Annotated in this window: 18 protein-coding genes; 5 read left to right on the top strand and 13 right to left on the bottom strand. The window is 48.0% G+C overall.

Annotation, left to right across the window (positions count from 1 at the left end; translation table 11 throughout):
- The first annotated feature begins 90 nt into the window (after window positions 1-90).
- A complete protein-coding gene (locus ABWV76_RS02975; protein ID WP_353375175.1) occupies window positions 91-1,614 on the top strand; it encodes a flavin-containing monooxygenase in 1,524 nt (507 codons plus the stop codon).
- Window positions 1,615-2,039: 425 nt separating this feature from the next.
- Here the strand turns inward: ABWV76_RS02975 and ABWV76_RS02970 are convergent, their stop codons facing one another.
- The 4 genes from ABWV76_RS02970 to ABWV76_RS02955 form a co-directional block, all read right to left on the bottom strand.
- Window positions 2,040-2,486 (bottom strand): OsmC family protein, encoded by a 447-nt coding sequence (locus tag ABWV76_RS02970; RefSeq protein WP_020415009.1) that lies wholly within the window; start codon window positions 2,484-2,486, stop codon window positions 2,040-2,042.
- Window positions 2,486-4,501: an alkyl/aryl-sulfatase gene (locus tag ABWV76_RS02965; RefSeq protein WP_353375174.1), complete on the bottom strand. Its 2,016-nt coding sequence runs from the start codon at window positions 4,499-4,501 to the stop codon at window positions 2,486-2,488. The genes ABWV76_RS02970 and ABWV76_RS02965 overlap by 1 nt, the downstream gene beginning before the upstream one ends.
- A 236-nt stretch (window positions 4,502-4,737) precedes the next feature.
- Window positions 4,738-5,892, bottom strand: coding sequence for an acyl-CoA dehydrogenase family protein (locus ABWV76_RS02960; RefSeq protein WP_020415007.1), 1,155 nt, complete (start codon window positions 5,890-5,892; stop codon window positions 4,738-4,740).
- A gap of 339 nt (window positions 5,893-6,231) precedes the next feature.
- Complete coding sequence (locus ABWV76_RS02955; RefSeq protein WP_020415006.1) at window positions 6,232-6,741, bottom strand: Lrp/AsnC ligand binding domain-containing protein; 510 nt, start codon at window positions 6,739-6,741, stop codon at window positions 6,232-6,234.
- A 141-nt stretch (window positions 6,742-6,882) separates the two neighbouring features.
- Between ABWV76_RS02955 and putA the strand changes: the two genes are divergently transcribed.
- The 3 genes from putA (at window position 6,883) to ABWV76_RS02940 (ending at window position 12,505) form a co-directional block, all read left to right on the top strand.
- The gene (gene putA, locus ABWV76_RS02950) at window positions 6,883-10,029 is read left to right on the top strand and encodes a bifunctional proline dehydrogenase/L-glutamate gamma-semialdehyde dehydrogenase PutA (RefSeq protein WP_353375173.1); all 3,147 of its coding nucleotides are present in this window, start codon (window positions 6,883-6,885) and stop codon (window positions 10,027-10,029) included.
- 897 nt (window positions 10,030-10,926) lie between these two features.
- Complete coding sequence (locus tag ABWV76_RS02945; RefSeq protein ID WP_020415004.1) at window positions 10,927-11,796, top strand: hypothetical protein; 870 nt, start codon at window positions 10,927-10,929, stop codon at window positions 11,794-11,796.
- Between the two features lie 220 nt (window positions 11,797-12,016).
- On the top strand, window positions 12,017-12,505 hold the full coding sequence (locus tag ABWV76_RS02940) for an AAA family ATPase (protein WP_020415003.1): 489 nt from the start codon (window positions 12,017-12,019) through the stop codon (window positions 12,503-12,505).
- A gap of 222 nt (window positions 12,506-12,727) precedes the next feature.
- Here ABWV76_RS02940 and ahr read toward each other — a convergent pair whose 3' ends face one another.
- Window positions 12,728-13,747, bottom strand: coding sequence for an NADPH-dependent aldehyde reductase Ahr (gene ahr / locus ABWV76_RS02935; protein ID WP_020415002.1), 1,020 nt, complete (start codon window positions 13,745-13,747; stop codon window positions 12,728-12,730).
- Between the two features lie 165 nt (window positions 13,748-13,912).
- Complete coding sequence (locus tag ABWV76_RS02930) at window positions 13,913-14,308, bottom strand: hypothetical protein (protein ID WP_020415001.1); 396 nt, start codon at window positions 14,306-14,308, stop codon at window positions 13,913-13,915.
- A gap of 393 nt (window positions 14,309-14,701) precedes the next feature.
- Here ABWV76_RS02930 and ABWV76_RS02925 point away from each other — a divergent pair, with 393 nt between their 5' ends.
- Entirely contained in the window at window positions 14,702-15,352 is a 651-nt protein-coding gene (locus ABWV76_RS02925) for a cytochrome P460 family protein (RefSeq protein WP_020415000.1), read from the top strand.
- Here the strand turns inward: ABWV76_RS02925 and ABWV76_RS02920 are convergent.
- From ABWV76_RS02920 to ABWV76_RS02890, 7 genes are all read right to left on the bottom strand, one after another.
- Window positions 15,345-16,274, bottom strand: coding sequence for a LysR family transcriptional regulator (locus ABWV76_RS02920; RefSeq protein WP_353375172.1), 930 nt, complete (start codon window positions 16,272-16,274; stop codon window positions 15,345-15,347). The two genes, ABWV76_RS02925 and ABWV76_RS02920, sit on opposite strands and share 8 nt — an antisense overlap.
- Before the next feature lie 111 nt (window positions 16,275-16,385).
- Entirely contained in the window at window positions 16,386-17,105 is a 720-nt protein-coding gene (locus ABWV76_RS02915) for a hypothetical protein (RefSeq protein ID WP_353375171.1), read from the bottom strand.
- A gap of 56 nt (window positions 17,106-17,161) precedes the next feature.
- Window positions 17,162-17,668: a DUF2878 domain-containing protein gene (locus ABWV76_RS02910; protein WP_353375170.1), complete on the bottom strand. Its 507-nt coding sequence runs from the start codon at window positions 17,666-17,668 to the stop codon at window positions 17,162-17,164.
- Window position 17,669: 1 nt separating this feature from the next.
- On the bottom strand, window positions 17,670-18,938 hold the full coding sequence (locus ABWV76_RS02905; protein ID WP_020414996.1) for an SAM-dependent methyltransferase: 1,269 nt from the start codon (window positions 18,936-18,938) through the stop codon (window positions 17,670-17,672).
- A complete protein-coding gene (locus ABWV76_RS02900; protein ID WP_020414995.1) occupies window positions 18,935-19,726 on the bottom strand; it encodes a DUF1365 domain-containing protein in 792 nt (263 codons plus the stop codon). The genes ABWV76_RS02905 and ABWV76_RS02900 overlap by 4 nt, the downstream gene beginning before the upstream one ends.
- Before the next feature lie 13 nt (window positions 19,727-19,739).
- The gene (locus tag ABWV76_RS02895) at window positions 19,740-20,990 is read right to left on the bottom strand and encodes an NAD(P)/FAD-dependent oxidoreductase (RefSeq protein ID WP_353375169.1); all 1,251 of its coding nucleotides are present in this window, start codon (window positions 20,988-20,990) and stop codon (window positions 19,740-19,742) included.
- Window positions 20,990-21,766: an SDR family NAD(P)-dependent oxidoreductase gene (locus tag ABWV76_RS02890; RefSeq protein ID WP_353375168.1), complete on the bottom strand. Its 777-nt coding sequence runs from the start codon at window positions 21,764-21,766 to the stop codon at window positions 20,990-20,992. Before ABWV76_RS02890 ends, ABWV76_RS02895 begins: the two co-directional genes overlap by 1 nt.
- Between the last annotated feature and the right edge of the window lies 1 nt (window position 21,767).

The raw sequence follows: 21,767 nt of genomic DNA, 5'->3' as shown, positions 1-21,767 counted from the left end.
TCAAGATAATTTTTTGTCGCAATGTAGCAATAAATCAGCATTGGTTCTACGCAGTCTATAAACACCTACCAATCAGCCAGGTAATTGATTTTGGAACCGCTTCATTTTGACGTACTAATTATCGGTGCTGGCCTCTCCGGTATTGGCGCAGCCTGCCACCTCAGTCGCGAGTGCCCTACAAAACGTTTTGCCATTCTGGACCGCCGCGAACAAGTCGGTGGAACCTGGGATTTATTTCGCTATCCAGGAATTCGCTCCGATTCAGATATGTTCAGTTTTGGTTTTGATTTTCACCCCTGGCCTGGCCTCAAAGTGCTGGCCGATGGCCCCTCTATCCAACAGTACATCAGCGATACTGCCGAAGAATATTCCATTAAGGAGCATATTCATTTCGGCATTGAACTTTCCAAAGCCAATTGGGATAGCGAAAAAAAAATCTGGGTTATCGACGGAATTAACTTAAAAACCGGTGAACGGTGCAGCTATAGCTGTCGTTTCCTGATTTCCTGTACAGGGTATTATGATCATCATCAGGGATACCTGCCTGAGTTTCCTGGAGCAGAACAGTTTCAGGGTGACTATATCCATCCGCAACATTGGCCGGAAAAACTGGACTACTGTAATAAAACGATCGTTGTCATCGGCAGTGGAGCAACAGCGGTTACTCTAGTTCCCGCACTTGCGGAAAAAGCCAAGCATGTAACCATGCTGCAGCGCTCACCCACCTATATCATTTCTGTTCCCGCGTTCGACAAACTCTCTAAAAAACTCTTAAAAATTCTACCCAGCTCCTGGGTATTTAAATTTGCTCGCTGGCGAAACATCAAAATACAGCGCTGGCTTTTTAAAGCCTCCAAGCGCTGGCCCAACTTTATGCGAAAGCTTTTTTTACGCGGTGTACGCAAAAGCTTGCCCCAAAATTTCGACATGCGTCATTTTACCCCAAGCTACCAACCTTGGGATCAGCGGGTTTGCGCGGTACCTGATGATAACCTTTTTAAGGCAATGCGCTCCGGTAAAACTTCGGTAATGACCGATGAAATTGAATCTATTGGAGAAACAGGCATTCAACTGAAATCTGGAGAGCGCATTACTGCCGATATTATAATTACGGCAACCGGCCTCAAATTACAGGTGCTTGGAGGAATGCAACTCTATGTTGATGGAAATGAAGTAAATATCAAGGAAAAATTAACCTATAAAGCCGTTCTCTTAGAAGGGGTGCCCAATATGTCATGGGTATTCGGGTATACCAATGCTCCCTGGACTTTGAAAGCAGATATCTCTGCAAAGTACATCTGCCGCTTACTCAACTATATGGACCAAGGTAACTTTGACACCTGCATTGCCAAAGATACAGAAGGATGTAGTGAAAACAGCTCTGTGATGAGCAGCCTAAATTCCGGCTATGTGGAAAGAGGAAACAACGTATTACCTCGCCAGGGTAACAAGTATCCTTGGCGCCTCTTAAATAATTATGAGGAAGACTCAAGAATTCTACTTAAACAACCTATCGAAGATGGTATTCTCACCTTTACGCTCCGACAAGCTCCTGAAGTGACGCCGAGCATTAAAGCTTCAGCTCATAAAACTGAAGAAACTATGACTTCCTGAATATTAAAGCCACATTAACAACCACCACATTTGATATAGGGATTACTAAATAGCAGAACATAAGTTATGAAATGAAAGTATAGTTTTGAGGGACGTTAAATAGCCTCGGCATTGGCCTTCCAGACAGTCTGGGTAAAAAAGGGCATTAGGGGCCACAATTCTGGCCTCTGCAATTGCCTGCTCCCGATCAAATCTTTTAATTAGCCGGTAAACTCTCTCAGGAACCTTTTGGGCAATCCGTAGTTTGGCCCCCATACCACAACTTAACTATATAGCTCGATCGGATTCCAAAAACAAACTCTTGTATCGCCATAAATTACGCCCTGAAAAAGAGGCCGCTGCTACCCCAAGACATTTGAACCAAAAGAACGGTCACTATTCATTACCCAATAGAATTCCCTACAAAGCCATGGGAGGCATATTCTCTATTGGGAGCTTAAGCGTGTATGAATAGTTACTGTTGAAGTCAGTGTCTGGTGTACCGGGCAGCGATTAGCAATCTTCAGCAGGCGCTGCCTCTGTTCACCGGTCAGCTCCCCCTCCAGGGTAATATCCCGCACAATTTCATCAATTTTTTGCGAACTTTTTTCACAGTCCTTCCCGTCCTCTAGGTGGACCTTACGATGGGAGAGGATGACCTGTATTCGCTCCAACGGAATATTTTTCATATTTGCATACATACGCACGGTGATATTGGTACATGCTCCTAGCCCCATGAGTAAATATTCGTAAGGGCCTGGTCCACGATTTTGCCCGCCTAAATCCTCCGGCTCATCAGCAATTAACCGATGGGGACCCGAGTGCAGTATCTGCGTATATTTATCCGCACCAGCCTCTTCTACGGTAACAACAGTTGGCAATGGACCACTCATCAGAAGTCTCCTGAAGACATTTTTTCCATAGGCTCTGGGGTTACCAGGTTCCACCAGAAGTCAAATCGATCCATAAGGGAGAGAAGAGTTTTCAACTGGCCAACATCCCCAACTATTTTTATCGAACCATCCTCCATCTTCTCCTGAATTGTGGCGGTACCAAGGATAATATCATTCAAGTCTTCACGCTTTATTGTGACACTGGAATGAGGGTCATTAACTGGAGGGCCATAGTTCAACACTGCATTTTCCAGCACCAGTGAGTAGCGTTCTTTTATATCTGGAAGATTAATATTGATCGATATTTTTTTGCCTGTCGCTCTTGGCCCATTCAAGCGAATCCCCAGATAATCAAAAATCAGCTCGGTGGGCATACTACGAATAGTATCTGCGCTGGCAGTTAGCGGCACCGGTAGGCGCTCGATGCCATCCCGCAGCTCTTTAGCGCCGCTGAGGAAGAAGTTTCTCCAGGTTCCGTTTTCCTGTTGGTAACCCATTTGCTCCAGGGCATCGGCCAGTAAATCTCTTGCAGCACGATTGTTCGGCTCGGCTGAGACCAGTCTATCCAGCACTTCCGCCACCCAGCGGTACTCGCCAGCATCATAATCTCTCTTGGCTTGCTTGATGATATTGGCCGCTCCTCCCATATATTGCACATACTTCTTGCCGGCAGCAGTGGGAGGCATTGGATAAAGACGCGCGGGGTTGCCGTCAAAAAAACCGAGGTAATAATTCCACACTGCGCGAGTATCGTGATTAACACTACCGTAGTAACCTCGGTTGGCCCAATACTGAGACAACTCTGGGGGAAGCTCCATCATCTCAGCAGTCTGCACCATGTTATAGCCATGGTTGGCCAAGCGTAGGGTCTGGTCATTCAGGTATTTATAAAGATCTCGCTGTTTCTTTAGGTGATTAACAACATTTTCCTGCCCCCAGGTCGGCCAGTGATGCGGTGCAAACAATACTTCTGCCTTGTCTCCCCAGCGCTGAATGGTCTCATTTAAATAACGCGACCAATCCCTTGCATTGCGCACCTTGGCCCCGCGAAGCGTGTAAAGATTATGCAAGGTATGGGTAGCATTTTCGGCAGCGGTTACTGCCTTTAGCTCGGGAATATAGAAATGCATTTCAGCCGGTGCTTCAGAACCCGGTGCCATCAAAAATTCAAAAGTCAGACCATCAATGGTTCGAGTCTCTCCTGTTTTTGTAATAGTGTCGGTGGGTTCAATTAAAGTGACGGTACCCGTAGAGGTTTCCAGGCCTAATCCAGCCCCCAACGTACCTTTAGGGTCTTTTGGGATCAAATTACCGTACATAAAACTGGCGCGACGCGCCATATGGTTACCGGCAAAGACATTTTCACTGACCGCTTCAATCAGGAAGTCTTTTGGAGCAAAGATTTTAACTTTTCCAGATTTTACCTCTTCCTCATTTACCACCCCACGTACGCCACCGTAATGATCCACATGACTGTGGGTATAAATCACCGCGACCACTGGCTTGTTACCTCGATGCTGCCGGTACAATTTCAAGGCTGCTTTCGCAGTTTCTTCCGAGATCAGGGGATCCATTACGATCACCCCAGTCTCTCCCTCAATAAACGTAATATTTGAGAGGTCGGCGCTACGCACCTGGTAGATTCGCGGAGTTACCTCATAAAGCCCACCCTCGGAGATCAACTGTAATTGTCGCCATAAACTTGGGTTGGCACTGTCTGGTGCAGGTTTATCCCGTGCAAATTGAAAGGCTTCAAGATTCCAGACAGGCTGTCCTTTTTCGGTCTTAATTACGCCATTATCAGGTAATGGCGCGATAAAACCGCGTTTTACATTTTCAAAATCCTGCCGATTATCAAATGGCAACTCTTTTAAAACTGTCTGATTGGCCTTTTGGGTGACAGCACTCGCCGGATTAGGTGGATCGGCATAAGTGAAAACAGAAAACTGAAGAGATATAATAAATGCCAGGCGAGCTAAAAAAGTCGCGGAGATTCCCTGGTCAGCAAGCATCATTCTCACCCGCTATCGGATACTCTTAATGGCCGCAAGTACTGTTTAGCGGACAAGCTCTGAAAAATATTTTCCCGGAAAACAGGAAAAGAATTTCCCAGTAGAGAATAGGTAGGATCTGTCAGTAAGGATGGGATATTCGGTAGCGAAGGGAAGATTGCTGACAATTTTAAGCATGGAGCCCACTGGCCGACTCCTCCATTTGGGTAGAGCCAGCCTCTGGGTCTTATATCACTAAATCAACGCACATCAAGCAGGTGACGCGCAATGATCAGGCGCTGGATCTCACTGGTGCCCTCATAGATGGTGGTGATACGCACATCGCGGCTCATGCGCTCCAATGGGTACTCGCGGGTATATCCGACCCCACCATGGATCTGCAGGGCTAAGTAACAAGCTTCATTGGCTTTTTCACTGGCAAACAGTTTGCCCATGGACGCCGCGGGGCCAAAAGCCATGCCCGCATCTTTCTGCCAAGCTGCCTGTAACAGCAACAGGCGCGCACCTTCGAGTTCAGTGTACTTATCTGCCAGCTGCCACTGTAATCCCTGGAACTGCGCCAGTTTTTTACCAAACTGCTCGCGCTCGTGCATATAAGCGCGGGCGCAATCCATCGCCTCCAACCCAATTCCCAGTGCCAGGGAACCGATACCAATACGACCACCAGCAAGTTCACCCGCGGCGATTCGGAAGCCGCGGTTTTCCTCACCCAGCATGTTACTTGCGGGAATGCGGCAATTATCAAAGGAAACTTCATTGGTGACAGAAGCTTTCTGCCCCATCTTCTCTTCAGCCTTGCCGATAATCAGCCCCGGTGTGCCCGCTTCAACCAGGAAGCAGGAAATCCCTTTACCTTTCGCGGCATCAGGGTCGGTAACCGCCCACACAACAAAAATGCCAGCAAATTCAGCACTACTGATAAATAATTTGCTGCCATTCAGCACATACTCATCGCCGTCTTTTACTGCACGGGTACGCATAGCTGCAGCATCAGAACCTGAGCCGGGCTCAGTCAGGCAGAAAGAACCCGCAGCGTATTCCCCGCTACAGATTTTTGGCAGGTACTTCTGGCGCTGGTCCTCATTGCCTACAGCCTGGATAACTTCAGCCACCATATTGGTAACCGAGGTGGTAGTTGCAGTGGATGCACAGCCTCGTGCCAGTTCGGTAATCGCCAAACTAAAAGCCACCGTGCCTGCACCTGTACCACCGTAATTGGGATCGATATTGATACCCATAAAACCCAGTTCGGCCAATTCCTTGAGCTTCTCCAGTATCAGAGGGCGGTTACCTGTATTGTCGAGTTCCGCAGCTATAGGCTTCAATTCGCTCTCGGCAAACTGACGTGCTGCGTCCTGGATCATCTGCTGCTCTTCGCTCAGTGAGAAATCCATACATTACCTACTTTATCGTTATCGCATTCTGATTCGGCGGCGGGGACACCGCTCACAAGTTATGTCGAGGATAATAAAATACCGACCGACAATGGTTGCCAATTCACCCTATTCCACCATGAATTCCGCAATCAATAGCAAAGATAGCGGTGGGGAAAAGCAATTGGGTTTTACCTCAACACGGAGCACATGCCGGGTACGGAGTTTTTTGGCGAGTCATTTTCCCGAGCTCTGGCAACCTTACCTGATGATTATCTGCCCGGTGGCCGACTCCCCATAGGTTCCAGATAGGTTCCAGATAGGTTCCAGGCCACCACGCGCCTAAAGCGCGCTTCCGGCTCAGCGCCGGGCTGATTTGGTCTTAGGCTCAGGGTCCGGCACCGCTACGGCAGTATCGGTTTTCACCTCCTCCATCACCACATAGGTATGGGTTTCGCGTACTCCCGGCACTGAAGCCAGCTTCTCTCCGAGAAAACGGCGGTATCCAAGCATATCCTTAATGCGAATCTTTACGAGGTAATCAAAACCACCGGCCACCATATGGCACTCCTGCACTTCCTCCAAGCCAGCCACATGCTGGTTAAAGGCTTCCAGTGCCTCAGTGGCTGTATTAGCCAGAGTCACCTGGATGTAAACAACCAGGCCGGCATGAACCTTGAGCGGGTCCAGCAACGCTACATAGTCGCGGATAAATCCCTCTCGCTCGAGGCGCTTGACCCTCTCCAGGCAGGGAGTGGGACTGAGATTAACCCGGCGTGCCAACTCTACGTTTGGCAGTCGTCCATGGCGTTGCAGGATACGCAGTATTTGGCGATCGATACGATCAAGATCTTCCAACTGTCGAGACATTACAAAATACCCTACTGGCAATCACGCAATTAGGCGTGATATTTAACCACAACTGGCGCCAAAATGGCGATTAATTCTAAGCACTTTCGCACATAATCCGGTTTTTTATTCTGACCCTAGATATAGAGCTTGGGAGACGATATGTCGACAAACTTCGCCGGAGACCTACACAGTGCCCGAGAACAGGCACGCGAGTATTTGCATGCCGACGAAAACCAATGTGTAAGTGAGCTCCTGGCCGCACCGCGCCCCAGTGAAGCCCTGCGCAAGAAAATTCTGAATACCTCGCGCGAGCTGGTACGGCACTCACGCCAGCAGCGCAGTAAGCGTGGCACCCTGGACGCCTTCCTGCAGCAGTTCGGCTTGTCGAACAAAGAAGGGGTGGCCCTCATGTGCCTGGCGGAGTCTCTACTTCGGGTTCCCGATGCTGATACTGCCGATAAACTGATTGCTGAGAAAGTGCATTCCGGCAACTGGTCCAGCCATCGTGGCCAGTCAGATTCACTATTTGTGAATGCCTCTACCTGGGGGCTTATGCTTACCGGCAGCGTGGTTGAGCTGGACCCCGATATCACCGAGCGTCCTTCCCATTGGATGAAACGCCTGATCAGCCGTATCGGCGAACCCATGGTGCGCACCTCCATGATGCAGGCCATGAAGATCATGGGGGGACAGTACGTACTTGGTCGTACTATCGACGAGGCACTTAAGCGCGGCCCCAAGGAAAACCTGCCCGGCACTCGCTTTTCCTTCGATATGCTCGGAGAGGGTGCGCGCACCATGGCCGATGCCCAGCGCTATTACGATGCATACATGATGGCTATCGAAGCCATCGGTAACGACAACACCAAACGTGACGTTGTCGAAGCTAACGGGATCTCTATCAAACTGTCTGCCCTTCATCCTCGCTATAGCGTACTGCAACGCGATCGTGTCATGGATGAACTGCTGCCCCAGGTAAAGCGCCTGTGCGTTGCTGCCGCCAAATATGATATGGGTTTAAATATCGACGCCGAGGAAGCGGAACGCCTGGATATCTCCCTGGATATTTTCGACGCACTTGCCCGCGACCCTGAACTGAAGGACTGGCAAGGCCTCGGCTTTGTTTTGCAGGCTTACCAAAAAAGGGCTCCCCATGTTGCAGACTGGCTGATCGCCCTTGGTCGAGACACCGGCCGCAAATTAATGGTTCGCTTGGTGAAAGGCGCTTACTGGGATAGCGAAATCAAGCACGCCCAGCAGATGGGCCTGACCGATTACCCGGTATATACCCGCAAGTGTCACACTGACCTTTCTTACCAAGTGTGTGCCAAGAGGCTGCTGGATGCCGGTGATGCTATCTATCCCCAGTTTGCTACTCACAACGCTTACACCGTAGGCCTGATCCTGGAGATGGCTGGTGAACGCACTGACTATGAATTCCAGCGCCTGCATGGCATGGGCCACCTGCTCTACGCGCAAATTGAAGCTGTACACGGCAAACGCGTACCAGTGAGAGTTTATGCTCCGGTAGGCGCCCACCGCGACTTGCTTCCCTACCTGGTTCGCCGACTCCTCGAAAACGGCGCAAACAGCTCATTTGTAAACCGCTTTATGGATGAGGAGACCCCAATTGAGGCATTGGTACAGGACACTCTCGACCTCAGTGAGGCCTGTAACCCATACCGCCACCCACAAATTCCTGTACCGGAGAATATTTATATGGGCGCAGAAGCCCTGCCACGAAAAAATTCACACGGCATCGAGCTGACCGATCCCAATTCTGTAGAGCCGCTGTTGGAAGAGTTGGACAAACAGCGCGGCAAGCATTTCCTCGGGGGCCCAATCATCAACGGTGTTATGGGTAAAGCCGAAGAGCCAGTTTACAATCCGGCTTCCGGCGAGGTCATTGGCCACACCGCTAATACCGACAAGCACCTGATTGAGCAAGCCTACGCCTCTGCGACTGAAGCACAGATCGGCTGGGATCGTATGGGCGGCAATGAGCGCGCCGCGATTCTCGATCGCATCGCCGATTTCTATGAGAAAAAGACGAATGAACTTGCCGCAATTATTTGCCTGGAAGCAGGCCGCACTCTCAATGATGGTATCAGCGAAGTACGTGAAGCAGTCGATTTCTGCCGCTACTATGCCAATGCAGCGCGCCAGCATTTCAGTGAACCAACGGAGCTGCCCGGCCCCACTGGTGAAAAAAACCAACTATACCTAGGCGGCCGTGGCGTATTCGTCGCTATCAGCCCCTGGAATTTTCCCTTGGCTATTTTTACCGGCCAAGTAGTTGCCGCACTGGCGGCTGGTAATGCAGTACTGGCCAAGCCCGCTGAACAGACGCCAATAATCGCCGCCCACGCCGTTCGCCTGATGCTCGATGCTGGCGTACCAGCAAAAGTGCTACACCTGATTACCGGCACCGGTGCAGCCGTAGGTAAGTTATTGATCGAAGACCCCCGCTTGGGCGGCGTAGCCTTTACCGGCTCCACCGAGACCGCTCGCCTGATCAACCAACAACTGGCAGCGAAAGAGGGCCCGATCGTTCCATTGATTGCCGAAACTGGTGGGCAGAATGTAATGATTGTGGATTCCACTGCCCTGCCCGAGCAGGTAGTAGATGACGTAATTCAATCCGCCTTCCTAAGTGCCGGCCAGCGCTGCTCCGCCCTGCGCATTCTGTGTGTACAGGACGTAATCGCCGATAACTTGCTCAATATGCTCAAAGGCGCCTGTGAAGAACTCTCCCTTGGCGATCCCGGCAAGCTGGATACCGACATCGGCCCAGTAATCGACGACAAAGCACTGGGCTTGTTGGAAGCCCATCGGGAGCGTTTGAGCACAGAGTCCAAAACGCTGTTTGCCTTCGATGAAGATAAAAAGCCCGGTACAGGCACTTTCTTCGGCCCTCAAGTTGTAGAAATTGAAGACTTCTCTGTACTAAAGCGCGAAGTCTTCGGCCCCTTCCTGCACGTGGTACGCTTTAAAGCCGAAGAACTGGAGGACGTGATCCGCCGCATCAACGCCACCGGCTACGGACTCACCTTCGGCCTGCACTCCCGCATCGAAGGCCGCGCCGACGCGGTATTCAAACGGGTTAATGTAGGGAATTGCTACGTAAACCGGGATATGGTCGGTGCAGTAGTCGGCGTGAATCCATTCGGCGGCCAAGGCCTCTCCGGCACCGGTTTCAAAGCCGGCGGCCCCCACTATTTATTCCGCTTTGCTACCGAGAAAACCAAAACCATCAATACCGTTGCCACTGGTGGCAATACACAGCTGTTTACTTTGGGACAGTAATCTTCAAAAATGAGAGAGCGGGCTTAGCCCGCTTTTTCTACACCATATAAGTAATTACTTTTAAGTCTTTTTTGCTCCCGGCTGTCTCACCCTCTTCCGCCAAACCAGTAAAATTTAATTTTTTAATCGTAGCAGTTGAAAACGCTTAGATTTCTGCACCCCTGCTTAATATAATAAAGACTTTCAGCAATGCCATATTTCCACTGAAATAATCGACCTCTAATTGACCATCAATACACCACTAATAAGTTCACAGGCAGGATACAACAAGATATTTAGAGCCCCACCCATGAAACCAATACTGTATTTTTCAATATTAAAAATAACAAAATTTCTTATTTTTTAATTTTTTATCGGGCTGCACCGTTATAAAATTGATTCAGAAAATCAGACATCTTTTTTCACTCTTCATAAGTCCTGGAAAAAAACACAAAGCTCACTAAACCCACCTGCCAGTAAAAGGTCCATTAGAAAAGACTACTGGCCTTCTGGCTTAATGAATAGAGCAGCAGACACATTCCGTACGATCGTACAAAAAAATCTGCCAATCGCTTTTTGTATTCAAGTACCAACTTACGCCATGCTCAATGAAGGTTAGTTTACGTAAACCAATTTATCTAAGGCAAAGAAATATAGAAAATCAGCTGCACTATTGGGATGTGCCTGCGAGTAATAGGTTTATCAGGGAAGTATGGTAATGTAGAAGCTGATTATCGGGCCTTGGCTATTCCCATGAGAAACCACGTTAGCCTTTAAACCGTCTTAAGGCTAAGACATATAGGAGTCAAATTATGGTACTACTCCTATGCTGCTCATCATAACTGGCCTTCCAGAACATCATATATAACTGAGTGCCGACTTCCACTTTAAATTCTCCACCTGACAAAGGGACTAATCATGGGTGCAGACGTTTTCACTAATACCAAAATAGAAGAGATGGTTGAATTTTGCTCCAAAGGCTATGACGCCTGGACCAAAATTATTAATAAGGATGTCGCCAATAACTATAAATCTGGTCGAGAGCGATCTGCGGATGGACAAGTTTATTGGAACGACCTTAACAGTGAAGCGAGCTGCATCCTGGCCATCCACTCCTTTCTCAGGGAATACCTGACTTCGAGAGTACCTGCCAGCCAAATTGCACAACTTGATAACTTACGAGACCGCTTTAGGATCGCTGCAGTGGATTATCAGCGGTTATGTTCTACGGCGTTCCTCACGAAAGAAATAGATAAAGAAATCGATAAAAACAATGCTCTTAAAAAAGATAGGCGTATTAATTTTGCAATTTCAGCCTCTTCGTTAGCGTCATCCGTCAATGATATTTCATCAAAGATCAATGGAGTTGTGGCAACAATTATCGCACTTAAAGGCTTGAGAAGTAACCTGGCCTCACAGAACACATCCTGGAGGGAATACTATAAAATGATCCGGCGAGATTTTTTGGCGATCGCCTCTAACGTGGTGGGTCTTTTTGCACCAACAGCCGTGGGAAACACGATTATTATTGCCTGGATGTATAGTGATACACGTGATTATATGAAGTTTCAAAAAACTGGTCAGCAACTGACTGAAAACAAACAAGATCTATTAAAAGCGGCAGATAAGTTTAGTGGCGACACATCAATTTGCGACTTCTATACCTACGTACTAGTGACAGCACTTGCAGAGCATTATGGCTTCTCACCAAACAACGGAATCAACTATAATCTTCAGCATGAGCATTTAGCTATGACCAAGGGAGTTCTGGCTAGAAATACCCTATAGCAACAGTTGTACAACCATAAAGCTGATTAATTCTGGCACAGGAAAGACATTACTTAAATATTAGCACTGGCCGATGTATAGATCGGCCAGTGCTTTATTGTTACTATCTGCGCACTTGAAAGAGCAACTACTGGTGGCCTTAATCAATACTTACTGATAGCATATACATTAAAGATCCTACCTTTTAATACCCTATTCATCACAGAGATAGAATTTTCAATTGAGCAAAATATTAATTTTTGGAAACTCTGGTTCCGGCAAATCGACCTTAGCTAAGCACCTTTCAAATAACAAAGGATTAGCTCATTTGGATTTGGATGTTTTGGCATGGCTACCCACCTCCCCTCCCCAGAGAATGCCTTTAGAAGAATCCCGAGTTAAGATAGAGGTTTTTCTAAGGGAAAATGAAAACTGGGTGGTAGAAGGATGCTACACCGATTTACTTGAACTTCTAGTAGAAGAATCCACAGAAATAATATTTATGGATCTCAGCATAGAACAGTGTATAGAAAATGCCAGGAATAGACCCTGGGAGCCACATAAGTACGAATCCAAAGAGGCACAGGATTCAAATCTTGATATGCTGACACGCTGGATCAAGGATTATAAAGCAAGATCAGACACCTTTTCTTATGAAGCTCACCTGAGATTTTACAAAACTTATCAAGGCAAAAAAGCTATTTATGCAGAGAATAAAAATATAAAATGAGCCTGCCCTAATCCCACCGTTTTCTTTACCCGCGCAAAAACCAGCAGCAGCTAATTTAGTTGCGTTAATTCTTAATTTGGACACGCGGTTTAAACAGAAGCTAGTCTACTAGGGGCTGCACACCTCCATCGATGAAAAGCATCAGTAAAAAACCCCATATTTAATGGTCAATATATCGACCCACACAGAGAAAGCACTTGATTACAGCTATCCAGCTGTACTCTATCCCTCTCCAGACAACACAATCCGATACTTAGACTTGCCAGATTTCAGGTGCTTGAACGCTTCTTCAATCTGGCTCATGGGAAATATTTCCACCTGGGGCCTGATTTGATGATGAGCGACAAAGTCGAGCATGGTTTCCATGGTAGCTGGGCTACCTACCGGAGATGCGGAGATGGAGCGCTGGCCAAATATCATTGGGAAGAGTGTAAACTGTATTGGATTTACAATGGCACCGACAAAGTGTAAACGCCCCTTAGGCTTTAGCGCTTGCAAATAAAGATCCCACTCCAGATTGACATTTACTGTAGAGATAATGAAGTCAAAGCTCATTGAAGCAGACTTGATCTCATCAGGATCACGGGAGTTGAGGGTTTTATGGGCCCCCAATGATAGTGCTTCTTTTCTTTTATGCTCACTGGAGGTAAAAGCGGTTACTTCACAACCCCAGGCATTAAGGAACATGAGCGCCAAATGCCCTAGTCCACCAATGCCAATTACTGCAACTTTATCAGTAGGCTTGATGTTGAACTGCACTAATGGGTTGAATACTGTAATTCCACCACACAATAAAGGGCCCGCAGAGACATAGTCGATGTCCTCAGGAATAATCACAAGACTGCACATGTCAGCCCTGACCTTATCTGCAAAGCCGCCATTAGTCAGAATGGTAAAGCGCGCTTCAGCACAAAGGTTGTGGTTACCCAAACGGCATGAGTGGCAGGTCTCACAATAACCAGAATTCCAACCCAATCCCACTACCATGCCAGGCTTAAAATGGCTAGCTTGCCTCCCCGCCGCTACGACTCGACCAATGACTTCATGGCCCGCAACCATAGGGTATTTGGATACTCCCCATTCATCATCAATCATACTGAGGTCACTGTGGCAAACGCCACAATAGAGTACGTCCAGCTCAACTTCCGTCGCGCCCAACTCACCCAACTCTATCTGATAGGGCTGAAAGGGACCGCCGGCTTCCATTACTGCATAAGCATTGATGGTACTGTTCTCCGGCATAAGGTACTCCCGTTACTGTTAACCTGATTCAGGTTCCCACCACAGAAAACCAGTGCTCATCCAAACAAAAAAGAGCCGGGATATTCCCGGCCCAAGCCAAGTCCTGTGAGGTTGCTGAATTTCAGAGGACCTACGAGAAAACCTGGCTAATTCCTGTGATAGAACTTAGTTCAGTACGCGGTAACCTCGGCCGCGCAGACAATTCTTGATGATCTGGTCAGCCTCAGCCCCAGCACTCCCCGCACCGGAGAGACCGCCAACCAGTGCTCCGGCACCAGCTCCTGCTGCTGCGGCTCGGCTACTATCACCCACAATAGCTCCAAGCGCCCCACCTACTACTGCGCCTCCAGCGGCTCCGGCCAAGCCTCGTCGGCCCTGATCGCTATAGGTGGAGTAGGCAATCCCCTTACACTCGGAAAGATCCATTTGGTATTGATTCATGTTGACACCCCAGGTGTCGATCACAATTCCTCCAGCACCAGGCACCTGCTCCGGCTGGGCGGCACAGCCAATAAGAAGTGTTATACAGAGTCCAGCAGTGGCGGTAATACCAGTATTCATCGGATACCCCTTCCAGCTAGTGCTTAGAGACAGAGGTGCTGTCACGTATTTCTACTTTAGGTTTAGCTCTCAGTTGAAGTTGGCGCCAGCGAGGAAGCACTAAAAGAGGAGAAAAGTGTGACCCTGCAGACAGGAAAACCCGGACCTCACCTTAATTCCAGGAGCAAGCATTCGGAGGGTAGAACTTATCATACGCGGTAGACCGTCCACTTTCGTATTGGCTACATAAGAAAATACACTCAGGAAAAGTCTCTCAAACTATAAGCATCACTTATTAATACTTTTCATATGCTTATTGGGCATTTTTTAAACTCTCCCATATATTCACAGTTAATTGATGGATTCACAAAATCCATTGGTGATACACCTGAAAATGGTTGAAGGATACTAAGAATGGAATACGGCATATTGAAAAAGGTAGTCTTTGTGGCTGCGATTATTTACTCTTCAATAACTTCGGCAAGCGAGGACTATAAAAACTCCCCTGCAGTATTTGCCAATAGTTATGAGCACATTATTATTGAACCAGAGTGGGCAGATGATAATAAACTGGAGTTAATTCAACCAAAAGAGTTTCGCCGCTGGGTATTTATTGGTTCGCCAATAACCCCAAATGGACTAAACGGGGGCAATGCCAGCTTTCCAGAATACCATAATGTTTATGTCCAACCAGAAGCCTTTCAATACTATCGGGATCATGGTAAATGGCCCGAAGGAACGATCATGTTAAAAGAGCTGCAACTTACCGGAGGAAAAGCAACAGAAGCCGATGGTTCGCGTTACGAATCCTCCGGTCGCGGTTATTTTCCCGGAAAAGTTAACGGCATGGACGTGTCTGTAAAAGATTCAACAAGATTTCCAGAGTCCAGGGGATGGGGATATTTTAACTTTGGTCACCATGCTCCCCCATATGCTGCCAGTACAGAAGCAATGGATATCTCTTCCTGCGCAGGCTGCCATATGGCCAATGCCACAGAAGATATGGTCTTTATGGATCTCTATCGGCCACTGATTTCCCCACTCAAGCTGCCAGAAGCTAAGTAGTCTCAGCAGAAAGCTTCACAATATCATCTGACCACTTAGCTTCCAAAGAGCTCCAATCATACCCAGATGTAGCAGCAATAAATTTTTCAAGAGCTGGGGACAAAACAGAATTATTGGTAGTAGCAAGACCTACTGTTCTAGATAATGGTGGGTCTGTAATTGGGAGGTAGTCAAGCTCCGGCTTAATTAATGAGTAAAGAGGAATCACACTGACTCCTGCTCCCTCTCTAATCAAGCATTGAATCCAGTCCTCTCGCTCGCTACGAAATACAATATCCAACTCCAGATCCTGCTCTCTATTGAACACTTGGCCTTTCTGACGGAATTCACAATGTAAACGCTCAACATAGGGTTGATTGGCAAGATCAGAAATAGAGATAGACTTTCGGCTTAAAAAATTATGGTTTGGAGGACAAGCCAAAACCAGCGGTTCCTGAAATAATTTCAGGAAGCGTATTCGTGAATGCGCCACACTTTGCGGCAGACAAAACACTGCATCAAGATTACCTGTCAACAATAGCTCTCCCAGAGCTGGTGGTGCGACATCATGAATCACCACGGATATCTGAGGATTATTTAATCGAAATTGACCCAACATCCCCACCAGAGCTTGCGGCCCAATGGTACACATGATCCCAATATTTAGCTCACCAGATTCCCCAGCTGTAATTGCGCGGGCTGTTAAGTTGACCAATTGCCGAGTATGATCAATTTGTTCAAAATTGCTCCGTAAACTACGGCCTAGCTCTGTCAACTCAATATATCGGCCTTCACGGTGTACTAAATTCCCACCGAGTTCCTCTTCTAACTTTTTAATACCTTGGGTTAAAGCTGGCTGCGACACATGGCACTGCTCAGCGGCACGAGTAAAGTTCAGCGTATCTGCCAGCGCAAGAAAATAGCTAACCTGCTTGAAATCCATTCTCTAGCCACACTCCCTTAAACCAATAAATAGTGACACCTTAGGGCAGGGTCTACTCCAAGGATTAAGTTATATATATCATTACAGATGGTTAACCCGGCTGCTTTTTACTTAGAATGATCCGCCTAATGATTGGTACTGGTAAAAGATTTTCAAGCGTTGGCTCTGTGCCCTTGAATCGAGAATATTAACTACCCCCTCAAACCTAAGCAATTTACGACTGACTTTGTCATAAACTAAGTCGAGATCGCCGGCAAACAGTCGCAACAATGGCTGGGCTACGTCCACACGGATACAGGTATTCTCCAGCTGGTTTTGATTACAGGCTACTTTGCGCGCCCTCAGCTTGATTGCCCGCCCATGCATTGGAGAGGCAAAATTGAATTTGAGGACGTCACCACGCACTAATGCCTGCCAGTGTTCACGCACATATACATCAAAGCCAGCATCTACCACATCGATACTTTCCCGCTCTCGCATTACACTCTTCCAACCTGTCTGGCCGGACTTACGGTAGCGCATCAACCATTGCCCCTGCTCCCTTCGCACTTCACGTACTTCCCCGTGGCGAAGGTCGGTTTGTATAACTTCCGGCATAGTCGTGCCACCATGAGGGTTACCGGTATGATCCAGTAATGTCTTTTTAGCAAACAATTGCCCTTGAGCTGAAAAATACAGCACCTGTACCTGGCCATTTTCAGCGGGTAGATAATATTCACAGTATTCAAGGCTGTGGTTTTCTGGATCGAATGCCAGGCCCGTTGCAGAGGTCTGGCCTTGATAGCCACAGCCTGCCATTGATATCGCCAGGGCAGCCAGCAGCTCTAACATAGTTCACCCCATAGAAATATTTGATTAGCCCGGCCATCAGTGAGGCAACAGAGTAACTATTTGGATGCCGTATTCAGAGCACGTGCCAACCGAACAAAAACCGGCAACATCACAGCCCATAGTACTGACAGCACCATAACTGACTGCCATAAGGGCCGGTGTAGTTCCACGGTACCGTTTAGTAAAGCGCCGGTATAATAACTGAAAGGTCCAAAAATCCCACCTAGTAAGACAGGCAGCCATAAATTACGCTGCAGCACTGCCAGGCTATAACGCAGTGTCATAGCAAAGTTCAACCATAGACAAATCAGCCAGACCGGCGGCCAGGAGCTACCACTGAGATTGCGCAACACACCAATATGGAAAAGCACAGAGTCCACCCCCACACCAAAAAGAAAGATGCCCGCTAACCAAAGGGGCTCCCTGCGCAGATTTGCTATGAAAAGCAGGTGAATACTTAAATTAACCAGAGTAAAAGGCACTACAATCCAGGGGCGGGCAACAATCACACAGAGAGGCCATGCTATATCAAACAGTATGGCATTGGCGAAAAATCGCCACATTTCAAAAGCTACCGAGAAACCGCGGCTTGGCAAAAATAAACTGTGCGGCACTGATCACTCTCTGCATAAATCCACCCTCGCAATAGCACAGGTAAAATTCCCACATACGAATAAAGCGTTCATCAAAACCAAGGGCTTGCATTGCATCCACCTGCTTCAAAAAAGCCTCGCGCCAGTGGCGAATAGTATGTGCATAGTGGATGGTAATATCTTCCAGATCGACCATCTGCATATCCGTGGCTGTCGCCACATGGTGAGCAACCACCTGGTTTGATGGCAAGCAGCCACCAGGGAAGATATAGCGCTGGATAAAATCCACTTCTTTACGATATTGCTGATAACGTTGATCCTGAATGGTAATGGCCTGCATCACCATCAAACCATTATCTTTAAGCAAATGGCTGCAAGTAGAAAAAAACTTACGATGGTATTCATGCCCTACCGCTTCCACCATTTCAATAGAAACCAATTTATCGAAACTTCCCTGCAAATCACGGTAGTCTTGTAAGAGCACAGAAACTTTATCTTGCAGCCCCTCTTTTTGTACCCACTTTCGGGCATAGTCATACTGCTCTTCAGAAATAGTGGCAGTAGTTACCCGGCACCCATAGTGTTTTGCGGCAAAGATGGCCATTGCGCCCCAGCCGGTTCCTATCTCAAGTAGATGGTCATTGGCCTCTAGCTGTAATTTTTGGCAAATATGCCCCATTTTGTGTACTGAGGCATCAAATAGCGGCGTTTTCTCTGAGGGGAATATTGCCGATGAATAGAGCATGGTCTTATCGAGGAAAAGCTGAAAAAATTCGTTACCCAGATCATAGTGTGCAGCAATATTCCTACGCGAACCGTTAGGATTATTCGAGTTTAATCGATGCAGACCTCGCAGGAACATTCGTGGTAACTGACTCCAACGCCCGTCCATATCCTCAATCAGATCCATGTTATCGACCATCAAACGAATTACACTCAGAAGACACGGTGAAGTCCAGTCCCCCTGCATGTAGGCTTCACCAGAACCAATAGTGCCATTGAGTAACACCTGAACGTATGCACTGCCATCCAGTACCTTTATATGTGCACGAACACAGGCCTGATCTATAGGTTGGCCAAATCGATATTTATTAACTCCCTCCTCGATAAGCAAATGCCCCCTATCAATTACCCGCATCTTACTCAACACTAGCCTGCGGGCCAGGCGAACCATCCATGACTCTGATAGCCCCGCTAAAGAAGTACTCTCTTCCCTTTGGACCTGTTGTATGACTTTCATAGTTGCTCTTCTCCTCCCTGAGTCCCACGCTTACTACCCGGATGGGAAAAAACGGGGGTGCGCTTAATCCATAATTTCAGCGCCTGCCAATAAATTGTGGCTATTACCTTTGCGGTCATGAATGGGTACTGGATCAGGATACTATTGAGCACCGCGCTACTCACTTCACGGCGACGCAAGCTCAGTACAGCATCAAATAGAGGGCGCTCACTCTCTCCCCCGGTACTCGTGTCAAAATTCTGCAGATAAGCCGTCAGTCGATCTCCTGGAGTGATACTGCGCCACCGGTATCCCTGGGTAATCGGCATAAAAGGGGAAACGTGGAAAGCTTTGGCAAATGCCACTTTCTGTACCCGGGCACCAGAGCGGCAATCCAACACATAACTATGGCGTTCATTCCAGGGCGTATTGTGCACATCCAGTAAAAGCCAGCGTACCTTATTGCCCTCTCCGTCAAAACAGTAATAGATGGTGATTGGATTCATGTTGTAGCCAAAATAACGCCAATTAGCCAATACACGCACAGGGCCCTGCGGACGCTCTCCACAAACATCTTCCACTCTACGGCGCACGGCCTCATCCAGACTTAAAACCGGATCACCAAAGAAGTCCTTCCGGCAAAAACGCGCCGGTGCCCAACCCCGCGTTGACCACCACCGCGAAAGAGAACAAAAGCTATCCAATTCCGCCAGGTCCAGATACACCATAAACACTTTATAACGAAACTGATTCTGCCTAGGTGAAAAACGGCGATGCTGTACCCAGCCCGTATAAATGGCACTCTCCACTACAATTTCCCCTTCACCAGCAAACCCCCAGGCTTTCGGCCACTCGCAAAGCGCTATTTACACCATCTTCATGAAAACCATTGGCCCAATAGGCGCCGCAAAACCAAGTACGGTTTACGCCATTGATACTGGCCCACTGCTGCTGTGCCCGCGAGCCAGCAACAGAGAATTGCGGATGGGCATACTCGAAGCGTGCCAGGATTTTCTCCTGTTGAATTCGCTCTTCCGCATTCAGCGTAACGCAGTAGGTTTTTTCTGTTTGTAGTCCTTGCAGGATATTCATGTTGTAGGTGAGAACTGGCAGCTGATCCTGCTCCGCGCGTAAGCGGTAATTCCAGCTAGACCAGCTGAGCTTGTGCTTCGGCAGCAGAGCGGTATCTGTATGCAAAACTACCTTGTTACAGGCATAGGGAATTGCTGAGAGGACTTGTTGCTCACGAACCGAAGCATCATCCAGGCATCGCAAAGCCTGGTCAGAATGGCAGGCAAATATCACCCCATCAAAAGAATGTTGTTCACCGGCAGAAGTTAATAACTTCACACCTTGCTCTGTACGCCGCACAGAACAAACCTTAGTGGAGAGCCGTATTCTGTCGATATAAGGTGCTGCCAGGGGATCTATGTAGGAGCGTGACCCACCCTTGATCACCCGCCATTGAGGCCTGCGCACTATATTGAGCAAGCCATGGTTAAAAAAGAAGCGTACAAAAAAGCTGACTGAAAATTCCAGCATCTGCGACACGCTAGCCGACCAGATTGCAGAGCCCATAGGAACCAGGTAACGATTGGCAAACTCTGATGAATAACCATTTGCAGGAAGGTATTCGCCCAGGGTCAGGCCATCGTGCAAGCGCCCTTCTCGCCAATCACGTAACGCGCCGCGGTTAAATCGCACAATATCCCAAAGCATTCGCCAGTGGCCGGCACTGAGTATGTTGGAGCGCTGGGAAAACAGCGTATTCAGATTATTACCAGCGTACTCAAAGCCCTCCCGATCACAGCGCACACTGAATCCCATTGAAGTTGGTTGGGATTCAACTCCGAGTTCATCCAACAAGCGAATAAAGTTCGGGTAAGTCCAGTCATTGAATACAATAAAGCCAGTATCAATTGCCAGTTGGCGCTCACCCTCCTGTATGTCGATAGTAGCGGTATGCCCGCCCAGGCGTTCCTGTTCCTCAAAGAGGGTTATGTCATATCTGCGGCTTAGTAAGTAAGCTGATGTGAGTCCGGCGATACCGCTGCCAATAATGGCAATACGCATCAATTCTTCCTTAAAGTGCGAATCCTACTTATCCTGGGTGTGCAAAAACGAAACCAAATAAAACGAAAAAAGCCAAAAAATCGTAAAGGCCAACTCAAACGTCGGGGAAAATCGATTACTGATTTTCCTTTTGAAAGGCCGCTTTCTATGTATATTGCGGCCCGCTCCGGGCTGATTAGAAAAGGCATATCGAAATCGTTACGCGCCGTCAGTGGAGTGTCTACAAACCCGGGACGAATACATACAACTTTGAGGTTTGTATGGCAGGAATCGGCACGCACCGATGCCAGAAAATAATCGAGCGCAGCCTTTGAACTACCATAGGCCTCCGCACGCGGAAAAGGGACAACCGATGAAAGACTGCCGAGGGCGGCAAATATCGGGGCAGGGCTTACACTCAGCAGTGGCAGAGCGGTACGCAAGGTATTTATGACACCGAAGAAATTGGCATCAAATACCCGTCGATACATAGTACTTTCAAGCTGTAAATCATTGTCATATTCGCAGGTACCCGCACAGGCAATCACCATATCCAAGTGGTCGCTAAACTCATTAAGGCGGGCGGGAACTGCCGCCATGGCATTATCGTCAGCAACATCACAGTCGAGTATCTGGATGCGGCTGGGCGCGCATTTTTGCAGCTCTACCAATGTCTCACGCCGGCGAGCGGAGGCAATTACAAAGTTATTGTGCCGAGCAAGGCGCAGGGCCAGCGCACGGCCAATACCAGAGCTGGCGCCGGTTATCCATACAGTCTTATCACGAATTTCACCCACC

It is taken from the genome of Microbulbifer sp. NBRC 101763 (genome assembly GCF_040371615.1).
GTDB classification, from domain to species: Bacteria; Pseudomonadota; Gammaproteobacteria; order Pseudomonadales; family Cellvibrionaceae; genus Microbulbifer; species Microbulbifer variabilis.
This window is presented reverse-complemented; position numbering and strand designations above follow the sequence as displayed.

Coding starts and splice junctions, on each gene's coding strand:
- ABWV76_RS02970 (WP_020415009.1), bottom strand. CDS start 2,486: ATGAGTGGTCCATTGCCAACTGTTGTTACCGTAGAAGAGGCTGGTGCG.
- ABWV76_RS02965 (WP_353375174.1), bottom strand. CDS start 4,501: ATGATGCTTGCTGACCAGGGAATCTCCGCGACTTTTTTAGCTCGCCTG.
- ABWV76_RS02960 (WP_020415007.1), bottom strand. CDS start 5,892: ATGGATTTCTCACTGAGCGAAGAGCAGCAGATGATCCAGGACGCAGCA.
- ABWV76_RS02955 (WP_020415006.1), bottom strand. CDS start 6,741: ATGTCTCGACAGTTGGAAGATCTTGATCGTATCGATCGCCAAATACTG.
- putA (WP_353375173.1), top strand. CDS start 6,883: ATGTCGACAAACTTCGCCGGAGACCTACACAGTGCCCGAGAACAGGCA.
- ABWV76_RS02945 (WP_020415004.1), top strand. CDS start 10,927: ATGGGTGCAGACGTTTTCACTAATACCAAAATAGAAGAGATGGTTGAA.
- ahr (WP_020415002.1), bottom strand. CDS start 13,747: ATGCCGGAGAACAGTACCATCAATGCTTATGCAGTAATGGAAGCCGGC.
- ABWV76_RS02930 (WP_020415001.1), bottom strand. CDS start 14,308: ATGAATACTGGTATTACCGCCACTGCTGGACTCTGTATAACACTTCTT.
- ABWV76_RS02925 (WP_020415000.1), top strand. CDS start 14,702: ATGGAATACGGCATATTGAAAAAGGTAGTCTTTGTGGCTGCGATTATT.
- ABWV76_RS02920 (WP_353375172.1), bottom strand. CDS start 16,274: ATGGATTTCAAGCAGGTTAGCTATTTTCTTGCGCTGGCAGATACGCTG.
- ABWV76_RS02915 (WP_353375171.1), bottom strand. CDS start 17,105: ATGTTAGAGCTGCTGGCTGCCCTGGCGATATCAATGGCAGGCTGTGGC.
- ABWV76_RS02910 (WP_353375170.1), bottom strand. CDS start 17,668: ATGTGGCGATTTTTCGCCAATGCCATACTGTTTGATATAGCATGGCCT.
- ABWV76_RS02905 (WP_020414996.1), bottom strand. CDS start 18,938: ATGAAAGTCATACAACAGGTCCAAAGGGAAGAGAGTACTTCTTTAGCG.
- ABWV76_RS02895 (WP_353375169.1), bottom strand. CDS start 20,990: ATGCGTATTGCCATTATTGGCAGCGGTATCGCCGGACTCACATCAGCT.